General features: G+C 54.1%; 18 protein-coding genes, 1 tRNA gene, 1 other RNA gene and 1 pseudogene. 11 read left to right on the plus strand and 10 right to left on the minus strand.

Annotation, left to right across the window (positions count from 1 at the left end):
- Window position 1 precedes the first annotated feature (1 nt).
- The 3 genes from K5Q35_RS17320 to K5Q35_RS17330 form a co-directional block, all read right to left on the minus strand.
- Entirely contained in the window at window positions 2-1,093 is a 1,092-nt protein-coding gene (locus K5Q35_RS17320) for a microcin C ABC transporter permease YejB (RefSeq protein ID WP_013963350.1), read from the minus strand.
- A 4-nt stretch (window positions 1,094-1,097) separates the two neighbouring features.
- Window positions 1,098-3,029: an extracellular solute-binding protein gene (locus K5Q35_RS17325; RefSeq protein ID WP_220800629.1), complete on the minus strand. Its 1,932-nt coding sequence runs from the start codon at window positions 3,027-3,029 to the stop codon at window positions 1,098-1,100.
- Between the two features lie 182 nt (window positions 3,030-3,211).
- Window positions 3,212-3,715, minus strand: a complete 504-nt coding sequence (locus tag K5Q35_RS17330; protein ID WP_013963352.1) for a cytochrome c family protein — start codon at window positions 3,713-3,715, stop codon at window positions 3,212-3,214.
- A gap of 119 nt (window positions 3,716-3,834) precedes the next feature.
- On the opposite strand from K5Q35_RS17330, the gene K5Q35_RS17335 reads away from it, so the two are divergent.
- Complete coding sequence (locus K5Q35_RS17335; RefSeq protein ID WP_220800638.1) at window positions 3,835-4,692, plus strand: prephenate dehydratase; 858 nt, start codon at window positions 3,835-3,837, stop codon at window positions 4,690-4,692.
- On the opposite strand, the gene K5Q35_RS17340 is transcribed toward K5Q35_RS17335, so the two are convergent.
- Both K5Q35_RS17340 and nudC read right to left on the minus strand, forming a co-directional pair.
- Window positions 4,674-5,141, minus strand: coding sequence for an SRPBCC family protein (locus K5Q35_RS17340; protein WP_220800639.1), 468 nt, complete (start codon window positions 5,139-5,141; stop codon window positions 4,674-4,676). The two genes, K5Q35_RS17335 and K5Q35_RS17340, sit on opposite strands and share 19 nt — an antisense overlap.
- A gap of 105 nt (window positions 5,142-5,246) precedes the next feature.
- On the minus strand, window positions 5,247-6,215 hold the full coding sequence (gene nudC, locus K5Q35_RS17345) for an NAD(+) diphosphatase (protein WP_220800647.1): 969 nt from the start codon (window positions 6,213-6,215) through the stop codon (window positions 5,247-5,249).
- Window positions 6,216-6,414: 199 nt separating this feature from the next.
- Between nudC and K5Q35_RS17350 the strand changes: the two genes are divergently transcribed.
- From K5Q35_RS17350 to K5Q35_RS17375, 6 genes are all read left to right on the plus strand, one after another.
- Window positions 6,415-8,226 (plus strand): 5'-nucleotidase C-terminal domain-containing protein, encoded by a 1,812-nt coding sequence (locus K5Q35_RS17350; RefSeq protein WP_259650570.1) that lies wholly within the window; start codon window positions 6,415-6,417, stop codon window positions 8,224-8,226.
- A 49-nt stretch (window positions 8,227-8,275) separates the two neighbouring features.
- Window positions 8,276-8,372: signal recognition particle sRNA small type (ffs, locus tag K5Q35_RS17355), an RNA gene on the plus strand.
- Between the two features lie 716 nt (window positions 8,373-9,088).
- On the plus strand, window positions 9,089-10,276 hold the full coding sequence (locus K5Q35_RS17360) for a site-specific integrase (protein ID WP_220800648.1): 1,188 nt from the start codon (window positions 9,089-9,091) through the stop codon (window positions 10,274-10,276).
- Window positions 10,273-10,959 carry a hypothetical protein gene (locus K5Q35_RS17365; protein ID WP_220800650.1) on the plus strand — a complete coding sequence of 229 codons (687 nt, stop codon included), beginning with the start codon at window positions 10,273-10,275 and terminating at the stop codon, window positions 10,957-10,959. Before K5Q35_RS17360 ends, K5Q35_RS17365 begins: the two co-directional genes overlap by 4 nt.
- An 83-nt stretch (window positions 10,960-11,042) precedes the next feature.
- Window positions 11,043-11,231 carry an AlpA family transcriptional regulator gene (locus K5Q35_RS17370; RefSeq protein WP_220800652.1) on the plus strand — a complete coding sequence of 63 codons (189 nt, stop codon included), beginning with the start codon at window positions 11,043-11,045 and terminating at the stop codon, window positions 11,229-11,231.
- 317 nt (window positions 11,232-11,548) lie between these two features.
- Complete coding sequence (locus K5Q35_RS17375) at window positions 11,549-11,977, plus strand: hypothetical protein (RefSeq protein ID WP_220800654.1); 429 nt, start codon at window positions 11,549-11,551, stop codon at window positions 11,975-11,977.
- Between the two features lie 556 nt (window positions 11,978-12,533).
- Here K5Q35_RS17375 and K5Q35_RS17380 read toward each other — a convergent pair.
- Window positions 12,534-13,058 carry a hypothetical protein gene (locus tag K5Q35_RS17380; protein ID WP_220800655.1) on the minus strand — a complete coding sequence of 175 codons (525 nt, stop codon included), beginning with the start codon at window positions 13,056-13,058 and terminating at the stop codon, window positions 12,534-12,536.
- A gap of 429 nt (window positions 13,059-13,487) precedes the next feature.
- On the opposite strand from K5Q35_RS17380, the gene K5Q35_RS17385 reads away from it, so the two are divergent.
- On the plus strand, window positions 13,488-13,979 hold the full coding sequence (locus K5Q35_RS17385) for a Panacea domain-containing protein (RefSeq protein WP_220800657.1): 492 nt from the start codon (window positions 13,488-13,490) through the stop codon (window positions 13,977-13,979).
- A 372-nt stretch (window positions 13,980-14,351) separates the two neighbouring features.
- Here the strand turns inward: K5Q35_RS17385 and K5Q35_RS22710 are convergent.
- The 4 genes and pseudogenes from K5Q35_RS22710 to K5Q35_RS17400 form a co-directional block, all read right to left on the minus strand.
- Window positions 14,352-14,498, minus strand: a pseudogene (locus K5Q35_RS22710) (IS1595 family transposase); the annotation flags it as partial.
- A gap of 231 nt (window positions 14,499-14,729) precedes the next feature.
- A complete protein-coding gene (locus K5Q35_RS17390) occupies window positions 14,730-15,170 on the minus strand; it encodes a hypothetical protein (protein ID WP_220800659.1) in 441 nt (146 codons plus the stop codon).
- 142 nt (window positions 15,171-15,312) lie between these two features.
- Window positions 15,313-15,390: transfer RNA gene (locus K5Q35_RS17395), tRNA-Arg, on the minus strand.
- A 92-nt stretch (window positions 15,391-15,482) separates the two neighbouring features.
- Window positions 15,483-15,794, minus strand: coding sequence for an ETC complex I subunit (locus K5Q35_RS17400; RefSeq protein WP_013963358.1), 312 nt, complete (start codon window positions 15,792-15,794; stop codon window positions 15,483-15,485).
- A 337-nt stretch (window positions 15,795-16,131) separates the two neighbouring features.
- Here K5Q35_RS17400 and uvrB point away from each other — a divergent pair, with 337 nt between their 5' ends.
- The 3 genes from uvrB (at window position 16,132) to K5Q35_RS17415 (ending at window position 19,900) form a co-directional block, all read left to right on the plus strand.
- Window positions 16,132-18,330, plus strand: coding sequence for an excinuclease ABC subunit UvrB (uvrB, locus tag K5Q35_RS17405; protein ID WP_013963359.1), 2,199 nt, complete (start codon window positions 16,132-16,134; stop codon window positions 18,328-18,330).
- A gap of 37 nt (window positions 18,331-18,367) precedes the next feature.
- On the plus strand, window positions 18,368-19,183 hold the full coding sequence (locus tag K5Q35_RS17410; RefSeq protein ID WP_220800661.1) for a DUF4145 domain-containing protein: 816 nt from the start codon (window positions 18,368-18,370) through the stop codon (window positions 19,181-19,183).
- A 378-nt stretch (window positions 19,184-19,561) separates the two neighbouring features.
- On the plus strand, window positions 19,562-19,900 hold the full coding sequence (locus K5Q35_RS17415; RefSeq protein WP_013963361.1) for an EamA family transporter: 339 nt from the start codon (window positions 19,562-19,564) through the stop codon (window positions 19,898-19,900).
- Window positions 19,901-19,942: the final 42 nt, after the last annotated feature.

Here is a 19,942-nt window from a genome sequence, read left to right on the forward strand (position 1 = left end):
CCTAGCCCTCCCGCCGTTCAAAGTCGATGCGCGGATCAACCAGCACATACATCAGATCAGAGAGCAGCCCCACGATCAGCCCGATCAGGCCAAAGATGAACAGCGTGCCAAAGACAATCGGATAATCCCGGGCAACGGCGGCCTCAAACCCCAATCGGCCCAATCCATCGAGGCTGAAGATGGTTTCGATGATCAGCGAGCCGCCAAAGAACACACCGATGAACACCGCCGGGAAACCTGCGATGACAATCAGCATCGCATTCCTGAACACATGCCCATAAAGCACACGGGCCTCTGACAGACCCTTGGCGCGCGCCGTCATGACGTAGTGTTTCTTGATCTCATCCAGAAAACTGTTTTTGGTCAGCAGCGTCAGGGTTGCAAAGGCCGAAATCGTCGAGGCTAGAACCGGCAGCGTGATGTGCCAGAAGTAATCGACAACCTTGCCCCAGGCCGAAAGCTCATCAAAATTATCGCTCGTCAGCCCCCGTAGCGGAAAGATCTGCCAATAGGAGCCTCCCGCAAAGAGCACCAGCAGCAGGATCGCGAATAAAAAACCCGGGATCGCATAGGCCGCGATGATGGCCCCGGAGGTCCAAGTGTCAAAGCTGGTGCCGTCCTTGACCGCTTTGCGTATGCCCAAGGGGATCGACACGAGATACGCGATCAAGGTGGACCACAGCCCCAATGTGATCGACACGGGCAATTTTTCCTTGATCAGTTCAATCACGGAAATTGACCTGAAATAGCTCTCTCCGAAATCAAAGCGCATGTAGTTCCAGATCATGTTCAGGAACCGCTCAACGGGCGGTTTGTCAAAGCCAAACTCCGCTTCCAGCTCAGCGATGAATTCTGGTGGCAACCCGCGCGCTCCAATATACTGGCTGTCGTTCCCGGCACTCAGGTCCTGCGCACCAGCATCATTATTGGCACCGGAGAACCCTTCGAAAACATCGCCGCCGCCCTGAATGCGGGCGATCGCCTGCTCCACCGGGCCGCCGGGCACGAATTGCACCAGTGCAAAGTTGATCAGCATAATCCCGAGCAGCGTCGGAATGATCAGCAACAACCGTCTGATAATATAGGCGCCCACGGCGTTACCTCAGCGCTCCGGCGGCGCGCAAGGCATCCGCCTTATCCTGATTGTACCACCAGAAATCCAACTGGCCCAAGGCAAACGGAGGGATGTCCGCCGGGTGCTCGTACTGGTCATAATAGGCGACCCAATGGCTGGGGTTGTACCACACGGGGATCATGATGAATTCATAGCGCAGCGCCCGGTCGAGTGCTGTCAAAGACGCCTGCTCTTCTTCGCGTGTTGTGGCGTTCAGCGACCGGTCAATGATGGCATCCACCAACGGACTGGCGAGGCCAGCGGGGTTGAACAGCGAAAATTCAGCCGCCTCTGATCCGTAACGTTGCATCAGCCCGGTGCCCGTGCCCAGAAATGCGGCATATGAGTCAAAGACCAGATCATAGTCACGGTCCCGTTCCCGCGTCGTGTATTGCGCGGCATCCACCTTTTCAAAAGTGATGTCGATGCCAAGCGTTTTCACATTTGAAACATAGTTTTCCATGACCGCGCTCAGCGTCGGTGACGTGGCGCTGTTGAACAGGAAATTCAACGAGAGCGTGACCCCTTCCGCATTCCTGCGCACACCATCGTCCCCAACGACCCAGCCTGCATCATCCAGCAATTTCATCGCAGTGCGTGCGTTGCGACGGTCCAGCAAACGCTCGGCATTGGAGGTATGTGGCACCAGAACGGGATCGGTCAGCATTTCAGGCGGCACAAGGTCGCCCAAGCTTTGCAAGAACGCAAGTTCCGCATCAACAGGCAGGTCGACAGCCATCACAGGCGTGCCCTGCGTGAAAGACGCGCGCTGCCGGAACAGTCCGTATTGCAGGCTTTCGTTTGTCCATTCAAAGTTGAACGCAAGGGCCAGCGCTTGGCGAACGCGGCGGTCCGTCAGCGTGTCGCGGCCAAGGTTGAAAACGATGCCCGAGGGCGTGGGCGGTGAGCCATTGGGCAGCTCTTTGGTGATCACCAGCCCTTCGCGGGTCTTGGGAAAATCATAGCCGGTTGCCCACTTCTTGGAATCACCTTCGCTGCGGAAGGTGTATTCACCCGCCTTGAAGGCCTCGAATGCCGCCGTATCATCACCGAAATATTCGATCCTGATTTCATCAAAATTATTGCGCCCAACGTTGAATGGCAAATCCTGACCCCAGTAATCGGGGTTTCGTTTGTATGTGATCCGGCGGTTCACATCGACACTGTCGATCATGTAAGGCCCGGAACCGGGGGAAACGTCGAGCCGGCTTTCATTAAGGCCAGCGCCTGTTTCTTCGTACCATTTCTTGGACCACGCAGGCACAAAGCCGACTTGATCAATCAGGCTGCGGCGCGAAATGCCTTCGGTGAAATAGAACTTGATGGTGAGATCATCAATCACTTCGACCTTGGGAATACGTTTACGCACGGCATCGGCATAGGACTTGAGACCCTCATCCAGCAGCAGGTTATGACTGAAGGCAATATCATGCGCCGTGACAGGGGTCCCGTCAGAGAACCGCGCCTCTGGGCGCATGTAAAAGATCACCCAATCCTTGGTTTCGGGGTATTCGACCCTTTCGCACAGCAAACAGTAGGATTCGCCGTAGGTGTCCGCCGGGGCACTTGCGCCGCCCGTGCCATCGCCCAGCAGGCTTTCATACATGATGCTCGACAGGGCACCTGCGCGACCTTTGCGCGTGTAGGGGTGCATCGAATCAAAAGTCCCCACGACACTCAACGCGATCTCGCCGCCTTTTGGCGCATCAGGATTCACATAATCAAAGTGTTCGAAATCGGCGGGATAGCTCAAATCTCCGTAAAATGAGTAGCCATGGCTGACGATCATATTGTCCTGCGACCGCGCCGAAGTTGACCAGACAGAGCAGATTGCCAAGACTAATACCCCAAGTCCAAGGCCAAACAGACCCTTATATTCCTGGTTCTTACTGATCCGAACTTGCGGTCCTGCCATCTGGACGTCCTCCTGTTGCGTGTCGGAGTGCCCCGACTTCTTTGTTCAGATGTAAGCTAACGGGACGCCGGGCCAAGATACAAGTTGCGAAAATGTGATTAACGCCGCCAACGGACCTGACTAAAACGAAAAAGCCGCGGGCAGTTTTGCGCGCGGCTTCGTCAATTATCGTGTCCTGCGGTTCAGTCGTCGAGGCTGTCGAGATAGGCGATAACGTCCGCCCGATCCTCAACCTTGCGCAATCCGGCAAAGCCCATAGACGTACCGGGTGCATAAGAAGATGGCTTTTCAAGGAAACCGCTCAGGTTTTCAGGTGTCCAGGCACCCTCCATCGACGCAAGCGTGTCAGAGTAGCCATAGCCCTCCGCCGTGCCCTTGTCGCGACCGACGACGCCATACAGGTATGGTCCGGCAACGTTCTCTCCCTGCACCAGCTTGTGACAGGCGGAACACTTGCGGAAGACTTTTGCACCGTCTTCAACGCTGGCCGAGGCCATGATGGTCGCGAAATCAACTTCTTCGACTTCGGCGGTGTCTTCACCGCTTTCCACTTCGATCACGTAGGATGCTTCGCCGTGCATCTCAACGTGGTAAAGTTCTTCTGCGGCCCATTTGCCCAGAAGGAACACCAGCAAGGCACCACAAATGCCACCGGCTGCTTTCGTAAATGTCATTGTATCGAGCATGGGTAGGTTCCATCACTAACTTCTTGACGCGCTATCTACGTCTTCACCTTGGCCGTGGCAAGGTGTACTTACCGCGACGAAACGCCTCTTTCGTCGCAGAAATGTATTAGGAAACCGTAATGACACGTAAAACCGCAATCCGCATCGCTTTTCAGGGGGCGCTTGGTGCATATAGCCATGAGGCTGCATTGAACGCGCGTCCGGACGCAATCGCGGTGCCATGCGCAACATTCGACGACGTGATTGCGGCGATGCACGCGGGTGACGCGGATCTGGCGATGTTGCCGGTGGAAAACACGACCTATGGCCGGGTTGCGGATATTCACCGTCTGCTGCCCGAAAGCGGTCTGCACATCATAGATGAGGGGTTTGTGCGCGTCAGGATCAATCTGATGGCCCCCAAAGGTGTCGGCTTGAGCGAAATCAATCACATCCGCGCGCATCTCGTGCTGATCCCGCAAGCGCGCAGCTTTCTGGATCAGCACGGGATCACCGCAGAAGCGGCGGCAGACAGCGCCGGCGCGGCTGCGGAACTAGCACGAGACCCCGAACCCGGCGTCGGCGCCTTGGCCAGTGCCGTAGCCGCAGACATACATGGGCTTGATATTCTGGCCCGCGATATCGAGGACGCGCATCACAACACCACCCGTTTTTTGCTGATGTCACACGATTTGGACACGACACGACGCGCAGAAAAGATGATCACAACCTTTGTTTTTGAAGTCCGAAACATTCCTGCGGCCTTGTATAAGGCCATGGGGGGGTTTGCGACCAATGGCGTCAATATGACGAAACTGGAGAGCTACATGGTTGGTGGATCATTCACGGCGACTCAATTCTATGCGGACATCGAAGGACACCCCGACGATCCAGGCGTAAAGCGCGCAATGGAAGAGCTAGACTATTTTACGAATATGATCGAAATCCTTGGCGTCTATCCGGCGCATCCGGACCGCGATCAGACGGTGGTGCGATAATCGCTTTCTGTCTCTTGCGCAAAATCTGCCATGCGTTTCGCAATTTTTTGCTCCATGGTGGCTTTGGTCACCTCCAGCGCCTTTAAAAACAGACGGCCAGAGAGTGTTTGACCTTCAAACATGAAACTCAGGGTCATTTCTGTCATTTCGGTTTCGCCCGGTGACAGTCGGCACATCGCCCGCCCTTTGAACGATTTCGCCGTGATAGCCATGACCAAATGATCCGGTGCCACGAGGTCCGTGACCTCAAGGGTCAGGTCAAGCGATTTGCCATGAAACAGAAATCGGATGTCCCAAATTGGCCCCACCGCCGCATCAGACTGCGCACCACGTCGGTGCACCTTTACCCCGCGCGCGATTGCTGCGGTTTCAAATCGCTCAAAATCCGTGACCGCCTGAAATACAAACGCCGCAGGTGCGTCGATCTCCTTGCTCAGCGAAAAATCCATCTGACCGCCTTTATTCCCCTGTCCCGGATAGATGCAGCTGCAGTTGCGTAAATCAATGCACTGCGCGCGCGGGGCGTTTTCTGACCCTGCCTAATTAATACGGTATCACTCCAGACGATCCGCCAGCCAGCTTTCGATTAGGAAGTGCGCAATGGCCCCCTTGCGGGCAGGCAGAATATCGGGGTGGTGCCCTGAATAGGCCACCATCATGTCTTCCTTGCTGACCCACATGGCATCTTCGATTTCCAGCGGATCAACCGTCAGGTCCGTGTTCAACGCTTCACCGGCGCAGCCAAACATCAATGACGCGGGAAAGGGCCATGGTTGGCTGGCAAGATATTCAACCGCGCCAACGCGCACGCCAACCTCTTCAAAAACTTCGCGCCTGACCGCAGCTTCGAGGGTTTCGCCGGGTTCGACAAAACCAGCCAAGAGCGAATACATTTTGTCCGGCCATCCCGGAGAACGCCCAACCAGAACAGAGTTACCTTTTGTAATCAGCATGATAACCACAGGATCTGTGCGCGGAAAATGCGACGCTTTACACGATGGGCATCGCCGCTGCCAGCCCTCCTGCACCATGTCAGTCTGAACGCCACAACAGGCACAAAACCCATGCGTCGCGTGCCATCCGAAAACCGCCTTGCCGGTTGCGGCCAGTTCAGCATCGCGCGGTGAAAGCCATGTCATGACCCGGCGTAATTCTGCAAATACCATCTCATCCGGCAGGTCCGGGTGCCTTTGCTCAGACTGATCAAGAAACCCACCCAACTGATCCTCATCAAGATCATCCGGCACCCAGTTTGACAGATCAAAGGCAAATCGTGCCGCACCCTCTTCGCGCCCAAGCAGAATACTGTCCTGTGATGCATTGCGCAGCACGGGATGATCCAGCGGCAGACGCACAAGCGAGGCGGGGTTGCCCAGCGACACCAGCGGTTTGCCGCGCCAGAACAAGGTTGCCCGGCTGTCCGGGTCAGTGCGCGCGGCAGCCAGCGCCTCGCGATCACTGCGGATTTCTCCGGCGCGGTCCAGACCCGAGCCGCCAAAGGTTACTGTTTCTGCACGTTTCATGTCTGCTCCGCCGCATGGGCGTTGAGCATTTGCATGCAAACATAGAGAGTTCAAGAGCTTGGGCAAGAATGTCGCCAGCAAGCCTTGCCAACCCCAACGTGATCTGTTGGAAGTTAATACATCCATCAGTTGTTATGCGACGCCGAACCGGAGAAATAAAATAGCAGACGCACGGTCAAGAAAATTTCGCCTGCGCATTTTGGCAACAAGTGATTTGCACATGCAGATGACCTGTTTCGACTATGTCAACGACCGTCCCAATCACGGCGGCAGCCTCGCAAAACTGGCGACACTGATAAAGAAGGCGCGCCACGAAGCGAAAGAGACGGGCGCGACCTGCCTGCTTTTCGACAATGGCGATACCTTTCAGGGCACGCCGCTGGCTGATCTTCTGGCGCGCGACCAAATCAGTGGTCCACACCCCATGGTCGCAGCGATGAATGCGCTGGATTATGATGCAGGCGGACTTGGCAATCACGATTTTGACTATGGAAGCGCGCATCTCAACAAACTGCTGCTTGAACAAAATACGCCGATTGTATGTTCAAACATGATCTCGTCCGAACTGAAAACTGTCAAAAGACACGTTATCCTCGAACGCGCTTTGACGGACCAAAACGGCAAGGTCGAAACCTTCCGTATTGGCGTCTTGTCCAGCCTGCCTGACAAGACTGCGCTGTGGAACCGGCATCAACTCAAAGACCGTGTCGAATTCACCCCCCCGATACCGGCCTTGCGCAGCGCGGCTGCGGATTTGCGCGCACAGGGCGTAGACCTTGTCATTGTGCTGGCACATATGGGCTTTTCGTTTTTCGACGAGGGGCCCGAAGCACAAAACCTGGTGCACGAGGTTGCAGACCTTGAGGACGTGGATATCGTTATCGCGGGTCATACGCACCTGCGCTTTCCCGGCCCCGATCATACAGGTCTGAAAAATGTGAATACTGTAACGGGGCATGTGCATGACACACCCGTGGTGCAGCCCGGCCCAACCGGCAATGATCTGGGGGTCATTGATCTGACCCTTCAAAAGACAGACACAACGGCGATCTGGGACATGGCCGGGGCAAAAATTGCCCTATGGCCGACAGATCAAAGCACCCAGGAAGATGCCGAACTGGTGGCCTGCACGCAAAGCGTACATGATCAGACCCGACAACACCTTGGCCAACAAGTCACCTACATCGACAAACCCATGCACAGTTATTTTTCGCTGTGCCATCCGAGTCCGATACCTGCCCTGCTTGCGGCTTCCAAACACCAGGCCATCCGCAAGATGGTTACGGGCACGCAATACGCGGACCTGCCCCTACTGGCCGCTGCATCCGCGCCCTCAACCGGCGGATTTGACGGACCAGACAATTTTTTATTCTTGGCCAACGGTAAGGTTGAACGGCGGCATATTTCCGGCATGAACCCCTATGCGAACCACGTCTGGGCGGTCAAAACCACGGGTGCGCAAATACGTGACTGGCTTGAGCGCTCAGCCCTGATTTTCAACACCCTCGCGCCCGACGCGCCAAACCAGATGTTGATCAATCCGCATATCCCAAGCTTCAGATGCGATTTCATCTACGGGCTGAGTTACACAATCGACCCTTCGCGCCCTCCCCGCTTTGATGCATCCGGACAAATCGTACCGGGTGCACGCGGCAGGATCGATGACATTGTCTGGAACAATGCCCCCTTGCAGGAGACGCAGGAATTTCTTGTTGCCACAACGGACCACCGTGCAAGTGGCGGCGGTCTTTTCAAGGTTTTTTCACCTGACGAAATTGTCGTGCATGGCCATGCCCCGTTACAGGAGGCTGTCATGGACTATCTCAGCGATCCCGACTTTGACGCCTTGCGGGCAACGCAACCTTGGTCGTTTCCTGAAGGGATTGGCCGTACTGCCATATTGTTGACGGCACCGGAGGCCGAAAACCATCTGGACGATATCGCGCGATTGAAACCAGAGGTATGCGGCCAGACCGACGAAGGTTTCTTGCGAATTCGCATCACGCTTTGAACGCAAACACGGTCTTGCGTAATGCAGCCCGCTTGCCTATATGGAACTCGAGAGGTTGGTGCGGGCGAGCGCCTCGCCAACCCGGTCAGATCCGGAAGGAAGCAGCCGTAACGAGCCCCGCTTGGGTCGTTATCCAGCCTCTCACCTTACCCTCCATCAAGCGATATGAGCGGCGCTTATGTTCAAAAGCCGGATTAAGGCAAGCCGTTGTTTTGGCCCGACCACTTTGTGGCTCACCCGACATTCTGCAAACAGACACGCCACCCCCCGTGAACCAACTTTCCTTACGCAGTAGTACCTGAGTGCCCGTTAGCCCCAAGTGAAAGATGTCGAGGTCACCGCTTTGGGGTCAGGGCTGATGACCATCCAACCGCTGCTTTGCAGGCTTGATACCGACGGTCCATCGCAGAACAGGCGTGTGTCTGCCCGACCAGACCGTGAGGGGCAGCCCTTAGCGAAAGGGTACACATAATATGCAGGGCTCCAGTGCTGATAGAACAGTTGATGAACGCGGCATCAGCTCACTGCCAAATGCATCTTGGCCAGGAAAACGACCGATGCCTTGACGCTGAACTTGGCCACAAAAATACACATAAAGCGCTCCAAAATATAGAAATCCCGCAATTTCGCACCAAAAACCACCATCAAAAACCATTTCTGTCGTAAAAAACGGTCTAGAGATGTCGAAAATCTATTCAAATTGTAAAGGTGGCGAGCCGTGGAGGACTCGAACTACGTTTTCAGAAAATCTCAGAACGCATCATTTCTTCTATATATAACAGTATTTTATTGACCGCATTGTTTCAAGAGGTTGCAATCAATACCAATATGTCTCACCATAAATGGTGGGAAAAATGGTGGGATGATTGTGAAGTTAAACGCAAAAAGAGTTCAAGCTGCAAAGAACCCCGGCATGTACGGTGACGGATCTGGACTTTATCTGAATGTGGCGGCTGGGGGCACTAAAAGCTGGATCCTGCGCGTAACCATCAAAGGGCACAGTCAACGCAGAGAGATAGGGCTTGGAAGTGCTGATACTCTTACTCTGGCGGAGGCCAGAATAAACGCCCAGAAATTGCGTACTGAAGCAAAGGCAGGGCGAGATCCAATCGCGCTTAGGGACAATCGGGAAGCGACATTCGAAGAAGCAGCCCTCGCACTACAGGAAAAGCTATCACCAAGGTTCCGGGATGAGAAACACAAGGCAGCATGGCTATCCACCCTAACAAATCACGCTTTCCCAAAAATTGGATTGCGGAAAATAGCGACAATACAACGCCATGATGTTCTGGCAGTTCTCGATCCTATCTGGATAGAAATGCACCCTACCGCCAAGCGCTTGAAACAACGCCTAGAGGCGGTATTTGATCACGCAATAGGAAAAGGCCAGCGATCCGCCGCAAACCCCGTAGATCGCGCTCTTATGCGTTCTTTGGGAAAAGCAGGGCATCGCCCTATTCACCACGCAGCACTTAGCTGGCAGGATGTTCCAGGGTTCATGGCGGATCTGACCGAACGGGAAGCGATTGCCGCGCTGTGTCTTCGCTTCATTATTCTGACCGCGGCACGAAGCGGTGAAGCCCGCATGGCAGCATGGAATGAGATCGATCTGGAAGATAGAACTTGGATCATTCCCGCCCAGCGCATGAAGGCGGACGAAGAGCACCGGGTGCCGCTCAGCTACCAAGCAGTGGCCATTCTGAGAGAGGTTCAGGGGCTGGACGGCAATCTGGTGTTCCCATCACCGCAGAGCGCCACACTTGGCATAGGCAAGCCTCTCAGCGTCAATGCCTTCCGCCCTCTATTCCAGCGCATGAAACGCGAAGGGCTGACTGCACACGGCTTCCGCTCATCCTTCCGAGACTGGTGTGCGGAAAAAGCCCACGCCGATCGACAACTGGCCGAAGCAGCGCTGGCGCACCGTGTTGGCGGTGTAGAAGGCGCATATTTCCGGTCAGATTTGTTTGAGCGTCGGCGCACTTTGATGGATGCATGGAGCCGATTTGCCACCGGCCAGAGTGGCGATGTGGTGGAGCTTGTGAGAGCGTGAACGAACGCGAACTTCCTATCGTTGATGGCTCGGGCCGAATTCTTCCAGGCGCTGCCGAAATAATCTGGGGCCTCATGCATTACCCTAACGATTTAAGCACGGTCATGACATTTCATAATTTGGCAAGAACCCACCGTAACGACTTACAGAAGGATCCTGATTGCAAGCCACCAAGGCTGCTGGATCTATCGCTTCATGACATGGAGCGTCGTAATGGGCGAGCGCGAGTTGCAGGCTTAGTATTACAAACGGCGCTTCGCGTGGCCGAAACTGATGCTTCTGGAAGGCTCAGGAAAAGCTACGCCTTTGCTGCAAAAGTCTTGGGAGATGCACCCAGTAGCGGGAAAAAACGCGCCGAATTTCCTTCCGACGAAAGAGCAATAAGACGAGCATATAGTGACTTTCGGCAAGTATCACATCTTTGGCTGGCCTACATGGTGTCGGCTGCCACACCAGACCCAAATCTGTTTGAAGGGGAGCTGGGGTTGATCTGCTTTTTGGAGAAATCACAGAGCTTTCTAAAAGAAGCCCGTCTCGCAGACATAGAAAAAATTGACGGGCTCTGGACTGCACCGGCTGTATTAGAAATCCCCGGAAACGGTTGTTTTAAATATCTCGAGACCGAAGAGTTGGAAAGTTTTCTATCAAGCTACTGTATTTTGGAAGACCGGCCTACTGAGTGAGGTGTGGTCGCAGCGTTTAGCCCTCAGGCGGACTAATCTTAATTGAGCCAACATGCACACATCTAAAACATTAGGATGATGCAATGAAAACCTCAACACGAAGCCAGCTAATCTCCGTCAAAGAGGTAGCCACTACGCTTTCGCTAAGTGTTCCTACAGTTTGGCGACAGGCCAAGGCAGGTGCACTCCCCTCACCCATCAAGATTGGCGGATCTACTCGCTGGCGCCGATCAGACATTGAAGCGATCTTTCAACCCGCTAACCCGGAATAAAAAAACCCCCACCGTTCAATCAAGCGCGGCAGGGGTATCTAGAAATACAAGAGATACGTACTTTTACCCGATCAGCCGCGCCCAATCAAGGGTGCCCACGATGCACAGATACAAACTCAGCCAATATAAAGGCGGTTGGCAGATTGCTCGCGTTTTGAGCCCCTCAGACGCCTCAGACGCTCACACTTTCCTGATCTGTACAGTTAGGTGTGATGAAATTGCTAAGAGGATTTTCCAATCTCTCGAAAAGAAACGTTCGATCTCACAAAGTGAAATAAAAAACGCACACAAATTACGAAGATCGTGGGGCCGAGCCAATGGCTAAAAAACTACGGCCGGGAAAATACCAAGCACTCAGAATGCTGTTACAATGTTCACCCTTAAGCACAGATGAACGATATTTGCTGATGTACTTTGACAGCAACGATAATGACATTTGGGAATACACCCAGGAAGGTGTCGTGGAGGATCTTGGGTGGGGATTGTCGAAGTATCAAAAAGTGAGACGATCCCTTGTTCGTTTAGGCATGGCCGAGACAAAAAAGCTGTATGGAAAAGATCCTGAAACTGGGAAAAAGGTAGTAAAGGGATTTAAAGTCCAAGTGCATCTACGTGTTGTTATCCAATATTTAGAAAATGCATCTAAGTGTTTAAAATCAACGTCATCAAAATCAACACAGTTAAGAGATACATTAAATAAAGGGCTCTACAACTCAAACGTACTAGATGAAAACGACCGTTTTTAGCGCTAGCTGCACCCGCCTTTGCACAACTTCTAATCTTGTAAATATACGGGGTCACTATCGCTCGAAATTAGTGCCTCCGGCACCGAGGCCGAAACGTGTCACTACCGAACAATCGTCAGCTTCAACGTTTTTTTTGCTTAGAAAAGAAAGGCGTCTTTGAGGGCTTATCGCCTCAATTCAAATCTTAGACTAGTTGCGCGCAATGGTCCGAAAATCTCGACGGCAACTTTTTAGCCAATCGATAGATACTCAACACCCGCCTTTTTGTGTCTTATCAGAGGTCACTGGCGCGTTCAAAATATACAGTACTTTCGACCCGTCAAAACACAGCTAAACCTCTGATATTAATTAGAGATACGCCACTACATCTGACGTTCAGAATTCCCCCTTTTTTTGTCTGCTTTCAAAGTGAGGGATTTTCGGCTTATCCGTCGGGCTTTGGAGCCCACAGGGTGGTTCTTAGGGCGATGTGGGTGGCTTATGGTGTGGTTGTCGCGCCGTTGCGGACGTTCGGGGAGGCGCCGATCGATTTGGCCGGCACCTCCCGCTGGTTAGATCAGCAAGCGAGAGGGCGCTCACGCTGCAGCCGCGATGTCAGGCGCTGACGCTCTCTTTCACCTTTTGCCCTACGTCTTTCATCCGCCTTGGCCTTGTTGGCTTCGTACTGCTCGGAGAACGCCTCTCCGGCGCCGCGGGCGTTTTGCATCAGCAAGATGGCAGACATCAGTGCGTCATCCGGATTTCGATCTTCCAAAATAGCAAGCTCTTCCGCAGCCCGCATGACCATGCTGCTTAGGTCGCTGGGAACTTTGTACCAAACGAACATGATTGCGCGCACCAACTCAAGATGGGCTTCGATGGCTTCCGGCGTATCCGGGTCTTCCTTGGCCGCGTGCAATGCTAACTCAAGGCGACACCAGCTCATGGCAGGGTCTTCTTTTGACTCTCGCGCAGCTAGCTCACGATACCCTTGGGCAATCATTGCCCCGAGATCCATCCGCTTTGCCCAAACACGTTGGACTGCCTCTGAAACGCGCGTCCGGGCGATCTGGGCTTCACTATCAATCTGAATTTCCGTCATTTGTTTTTCTCCTGATTTCTAACACATGGAAAATCGCAAAGTGCTGTGCAGGCAGCAATGTACGAGAGGGCTTTGGTGACTTTTCGATACTTACAAAATACCGCCACTCTTACAGGCGGAGAGCCGTTCTAGTAACCAAGGGCACCAAAAACGCCGAAGCAGCACCTGGTGCGCCGCATATCGCCTGTGAGGGCACCCGTAGCGGCGCAGCACATTGTTTGTATAGACCGAGGCCATGGATTCAGCCCCGGGTGCTCAAGCGGGTGCGTCTCGCACTATAGCGGGTGCAGAAAGACCAGCATATGGCGCAGGACTTTGGGCCGGATGGGTGTTTTTGACGATTAACTGAATCAATTTGACGCACCGCGCCAAGGCCAACGTTTTGCATTTTGTTAATGACACGTTATCTTATACGTGAGAGGTGGAGAGATGTTCGACAATTGGGTTCCCATAAACGCCAAGACCGTGGCACGCTGGTTTGTTAACCATGCTGACCGTGATGCGGGCGAAGCCATAACGCAGCTCAAGCTGCAAAAGCTCGTCTATTACGCGGACGCATGGTTTCTTGCAAATTTCAACAAGCCACTTGTCACTGAGAACTTTGAGGCTTGGGCGCACGGTCCAGCGATCCGTTCTTTGTACGCCAAGTATAGAAATCATGGATGGGAGGCGCTTCCTCGCGAAAAAGGGTCGCACCCAGACTCGAACGTGGCTGGCTTTCTTGAGGCGGTCTATGACGAATATGGGCAGTTTAGCGCCAAGGCTTTAGAACGAATGACACATGATGAAGATCCTTGGCGGCGTGCGCGCGGTGGTTTGTCACCGGAAGCGGCATCCAACACTGTTATTCCCAAGTTAGATATCCGAAATTATTACGCGGCTAAAATTGGCAAAGAAGAGATCAAAAAATTACAGGATTGAATCTGGGGGCAAGAGGCAACCGGACCCAATCACAAAGCATGCTCCATCTGTGGTGCGACATGGGACCGTTGGTGTAAGCCTTCGCTATTTTCAGAAAAATCATCAGTGCTTTTCGGCTTGGAGCAATCCGGACCTTAAGAAATTTTCCGGCTTTGTGACCAAAATGGCGGGTTGGTCACAAAGCCAAGTCACTCAAAACACAAAATTTTGCCACGCCCATCAAGGGAAACCTAAAAAGCTCCCAGTAGGGGTAAGCCCAGATCAAAAAGTATGGTCGCTGGACGTCACCGGCGCTGGTCGCGCTCACGGTTTCTTTTCAAATGATACATTCTATCTCGTCTGGTTAGATCGAGACGGGAAGATTCTTGGGCATTAAGCCGCCCGCTGCCAATACCCCTTCCATTGGAGCGAAGCAGGAGCTGCTATCGAGTTAGATACAACGATGTAATCCAGCGTTCCACTATCGGTGCTTCGGCTTCCTTCCGGCCATGCTGCACCGATGGCATACTGGTAAAGGTACTACTGATCGACACAGATAGTTCTGTGCTGGGGTCAAACGGCCGAGGTCAGCTTCTCGCAGGCTTTTCTGACCAAAAAAATTCCAAAACTCAAAACAACCGCGAGATAGATGCGGGGCCTAGATGTATAATCGCCGGGCCCATTTTTTGGGGGCACCCCGTCGCTCAGCGCATACACGAAGAGGGTCGGTGGGGGTCGATCGTGTAAACCGACACCCCACCCTGTGTCTTACTATTTGATGTTCGCGACACCCTTTGCCAGCGCTTCAAAGATCAGATCATGCGCAGATGAGGCATTGCCCAAAACGTATTGACCCAGATCTTCTTTGAACCAGGCGATCTGTGCGATTAGGTCTTCTGGCGACGTGGCTGGAGTGCTGGCCAAAAGGATGCTAAGCGCTTCCGCGGTATCCATGTGTCTTGTCTCTTCGGGTGTATCGTCTGTGGCTTCCGCCGCAGCATCTCTGGCCTTGTGCCAGTCAGCCAGCCATTGCACATGACTGACACCGCAACGCCCGGCTAGGCCGCGAAAATCAGATATCACCTGAAGCAACTTTTCTTTTCGCACTGCGTCACTGTCATCAGCTTGAAATCCAGCGTGATCTAATGCGGCCAGTAACGACGCTTTGTCTTGGCTGCTGATCTGATCGAGTATGTTTTGCAAGTCTTTCATTGGCTCTTCCTTCGTTTGAATTGCCCGGAATGGGCGGGAAGAAGAAACGACGCATAGCCAAGTCTGATGGTGGGAAATACGGTGGGATGTAAATACAAACCTTAATATTTCACAATAATATCATGTACTTACTGAGACAATATGGCGAGCCGTGGAGGACTCGAACCCCCGACCTGAGAATTAGAAGTTCCCTGCTCTAATCCAGCTGAGCTAACGGCCCGCGTTTGCAACAAGACAACCCAGTGAGGTGTCTCCTTGTCGCATGTGTCTATCCTTGGGTCTGCGCCCGGTCAATTGAAGAAATGCACAACCTCAGTGCGTCCACGCCCCACGACGACCCGTTGCAAAATTCTCGCCATATCCGCCGGCGCGAATGTTCGGACGGCGTTTCTTTGGTTCCTGAATGTCGGCGTCAATTCCGTTTTCGCGCGCGTATTCCACCGCCGCCTCTTTGGTGTCAAAACGCAGCTTCACCTGCGACTGCATATCGCTGGAGGATGTCCACCCCATCAACGGATCAACTTCGCGCGACGAGCCCGGCGCAAATTCCAGTATCCATTTATGGGTTTTCGCCAATCCCGACGACATGGCGGTTCTCGCAGGTTGATAAATTCGCGCGCGCATCGTGCCACTCCTCAGAAATCGTATGCTTTTATCAGCAATTTTTAGCCCAAGAGCAAGACGCCAAATACGCGCATCTCCTCAGTTTTACCTCAAAGTGAAACCGCATGGTTCCTTAAAGGCGTAACGCTCGCGCATCCCCTTTACGCGTAGCACTCGCGCGTCGTACAAACTGTAACGCCAATAGCTGCCCCTCAACACCATTGCGCAGAAAAACCCCGAAAACCGGGCCAAATCCGTCGACTGTGCAGTGTTCCTGCCAAAACGTGTCAGTAAGCCTGGGCAATGGCCTTGATCACGGCGCAGATAAGCGCATCTTGGCAGGGAAAGAGAGAACCGCATGCCCTACGCACATTCCGACACCACCGAGGCCGTTTTAGCCAACGCCGCACCCGATGTGCGCGCCCGTCCGAAACTGGAAGGCGGCAAGGCGTTCAAGCTCGCGACCGAATTCGAACCCGCAGGCGACCAGCCCACCGCGATCAAGGAACTCGCCGCAGGTGTGCGCAATGGCGATCGGGATCAGGTGCTTTTGGGGGCGACCGGCACGGGTAAGACCTTTACCATGGCCAAGGTCATAGAAGAAACGCAGCGCCCCGCGATCATTCTGGCTCCAAACAAAACACTGGCCGCCCAGCTTTATGGCGAATTCAAAGGGTTCTTTCCCGAGAATGCCGTGGAGTATTTCGTCAGTTTCTACGACTATTATCAGCCCGAAGCCTATGTGGCCCGCTCTGACACCTACATAGAAAAAGAAAGCCAGATCAACGAACAGATCGACCGCATGCGCCACTCTGCCACCCGTGCGCTGCTCGAACGCGACGATGTGATCATCGTGGCCTCCGTCTCCTGCATCTACGGCATCGGATCGGTGGAAACCTACGGCGCGATGACGCAGGATCTCAAGACCGGACAGATGTACGACCAGCGGCAGGTTATGGCCGATCTGGTCGCGCAGCAATACCGCCGCAACGATCAGTCCTTTCAGCGCGGCAGCTTCCGGGTGCGCGGCGACAGCCTCGAAATCTTCCCCGCCCACCTTGAAGACCGCGCATGGAAGTTGTCTTTTTTCGGCGAAGAACTCGAAGCTATCACCGAATTTGACCCGCTGACCGGTGAAAAAACCGACACATTCGAGCAAATCCGCGTTTATGCCAACAGCCACTATGTGACGCCGAAGCCAACGATGAACCAGGCGATCATCGGCATCAAGAAAGAGCTGCGCACCCGGCTGGATCAACTCGTGGGCGATGGTAAACTGCTCGAAGCGCAGCGGCTGGAACAGCGCACGAATTTTGACCTTGAGATGCTGGAGGCGACCGGCGTCTGCAACGGGATCGAAAACTATTCCCGCTATCTGACCGGCCGCGCGCCGGGCGAACCGCCGCCCACGTTGTTTGAGTTTATCCCCGACAATGCCATCGTCTTTGCGGACGAATCCCACGTCTCCGTGCCGCAGATCGGCGGCATGTACAAAGGCGACTACCGGCGCAAATTCACGCTGGCCGAACACGGGTTCCGCCTGCCCTCCTGCATGGACAACCGCCCCCTCAAGTTTGAGGAATGGGATGCGATGCGCCCGCAGTCGGTCTTTGTCTCGGCCACCCCCGCAGCTTGGGAAATCGAACAGACGGGCGGTGTGTTCACCGAACAGATCATCCGCCCCACCGGCCTCATCGACCCGGAAATCGAAATCCGCCCTGTCGAGATGCAGGTGGACGATCTGCTGGATGAGGTGCGCAAAGTGGCCGCCGATGGCTTCCGCACGCTGGTCACGACGCTGACCAAACGCATGGCCGAAGACCTCACCGAATATATGCACGAACAGGGCATCCGCGTGCGTTATATGCACTCGGATATCGACACGCTTGAGCGGATCGAGATTCTGCGCGATTTGCGCCTTGGCGCCTTTGACGTGCTGATCGGGATCAACCTGCTCCGCGAGGGGCTGGATATCCCCGAATGTGGTCTGGTGGCGATTTTGGATGCGGATAAAGAAGGCTTCCTGCGCTCTGAAACCTCACTGATCCAGACCACGGGACGCGCGGCGCGTAACGCCGAAGGGCGCGTGATCATGTACGCCGACCGCATCACCGGCTCGATGGAGCGCGCCATCGGAGAAACAGACCGCCGCCGCGCCAAACAGGTGGCTTATAACGAAAAACACGGGATCACGCCCACGACGGTGAAAAAGAACGTCGAGGATATTCTCGCCGGGCTTTACAAAGGCGACACGGACCAGTCCCGCGTCACCGCCAAGATCGACAAACAGATGGCCGGTGGAAATCTGCAAACGGTGCTGGACGGTTTGCGCACAGATATGCGCAAGGCCGCCGAAAACCTCGAATTCGAAGAGGCCGCCCGTCTGCGCGACGAAGTCAAACGCCTCGAAGCCGTCGACCTCGCCATCGCTGACGACCCCATGGCGCGTCAGTACGCGGTCGAGAAAGCCGTGGAAGACAGCGCCAAATCCTCAGGCCGCAGCACGCTGGGCCGCGGCGGCATGCGCGGCGGGGTGAAGCGGAAACGGGGGCGGTAGATCCCTCGACCCAGCCAAGATAAAAGGGATACTAATTTTGCAAAAACCACCAACATTTGGGGAACTTAGGTTTTCTTGCCCGCATTGCGGCGCGCTCGCTCATCAACATTGGTCAACTGTACGTACAGAAAGCAGGGGCAAAGACAAGACGCCCGGTAGACTCTCTAAGGAACACTTAAAAGAATTGGCCGAAAAGGCAGAAAGAGCAGACAGCGAATTTGACGATGACGATAAAAAAACACTCCAAGAATACCTCAGGGCGTCGGACGGTGAGGTATTCAGAGCAAGAAAAAACGATTACCCCAATTCGCGGCTAGTCTACAACGTGGACGTTTCCTCGTGTGATTCATGCTATGCGATTGCACTTTGGGTAAACGAAACGATGATTCACCCCAAAAGTGGTCCAATAGGCCGTGCCCCGTCGGACATGCCAGCGAGGGTGCGTACGCTTTTCGACGAGGCCGGCGCAGTATTTGCAACTTCGCCTCGCGCTGCCGCTGCCCTGCTTCGTCTAGCCTTGCAGCATCTATTAGAAGAGCTGGGCGAAAACTCAAAAGACATAAACAAAGCAATAAATAGCATGATTGACAAGGGCTTAGATGATGAAATAGCGAAGATAATGCATTCGCTTCGAATTATTGGGAATGAGTCCGTACATCCCGGACTAATATCTGTGGATGATGAGCCCTACATTGCCGAAGCGTTATTTGACCTATTGAACCAGATTGTAGATCACATGATTATAAAGCCTCGCAAACGCAGCGAACTTTGGGAGCGGCTTCCCGCAAATAAGCGTCAGTCTGTAGAAGATAAACTGGCTAAGCGAAATTCCCCACAAGAAGAATCAGAGTAAATTCTCTGGGGCCGGAGTGATTGTCTTTTCCCACGCGTGCGACAAGGATTGGCGCCCGACCCTAGGGGGGCGTGAAGCGCCCTCCCTGGGGGGAGGGTCGGGCGCTGGCCGCGCAATGCGCGGCCGTCGGATAGCGGCGGTGCGTAACATATCATACAGGCGCACTGTTTGTGGCATATAGGCTTTTCTTGCGCTGCAAGATCAATTGTCCAACAGCCCTTATCTGCATCCAAGCACCCCTTTACGCCGTACTCTAGGACCAACGCTCCTTAGCACCAACCATTTTGCGTTAATGTAATTTGTTTCACATCCACCCCGCCCAAACCGTGCCAAACTCAAAAACAGGGCATTTTCCCTGTTGCACGGAAAGTTCATTTCATGACCCAACTCGCTTTTGGCTACGGCTTTATCATTTTCACCGCTCTCATCGTCATTATCGGCGACAGCGTCATCAAGGTGGCGGCGGATGCGGGGCACACGATTTCCTCCTCTTACGTAGTGATCGGCGTTGTGCTCTATGGCGTCTCGGCGGTTCTGTGGTTTTTCGCCATGCAGCACATCACGCTGGTGCAGGCCGGAGTCGCCTATTCGATGCTGACCCTTGTCGCGCTCGCCATCATCGGCGCGCTTTGGTTCAACGAGCCGCTGCATCTGCGCGAATACGCGGGTCTCGCCTGCGCGTTGCTCGCCATGGTGCTGATGAGCCGCATCGCCTGAATACGCGGTTGTAACCGACGCGCCGCGCCCCACATCTGATGC

This window comes from Roseobacter sp. OBYS 0001 (genome assembly GCF_019654895.1).
GTDB lineage: Bacteria > Pseudomonadota > Alphaproteobacteria > Rhodobacterales > Rhodobacteraceae > Roseobacter > Roseobacter litoralis.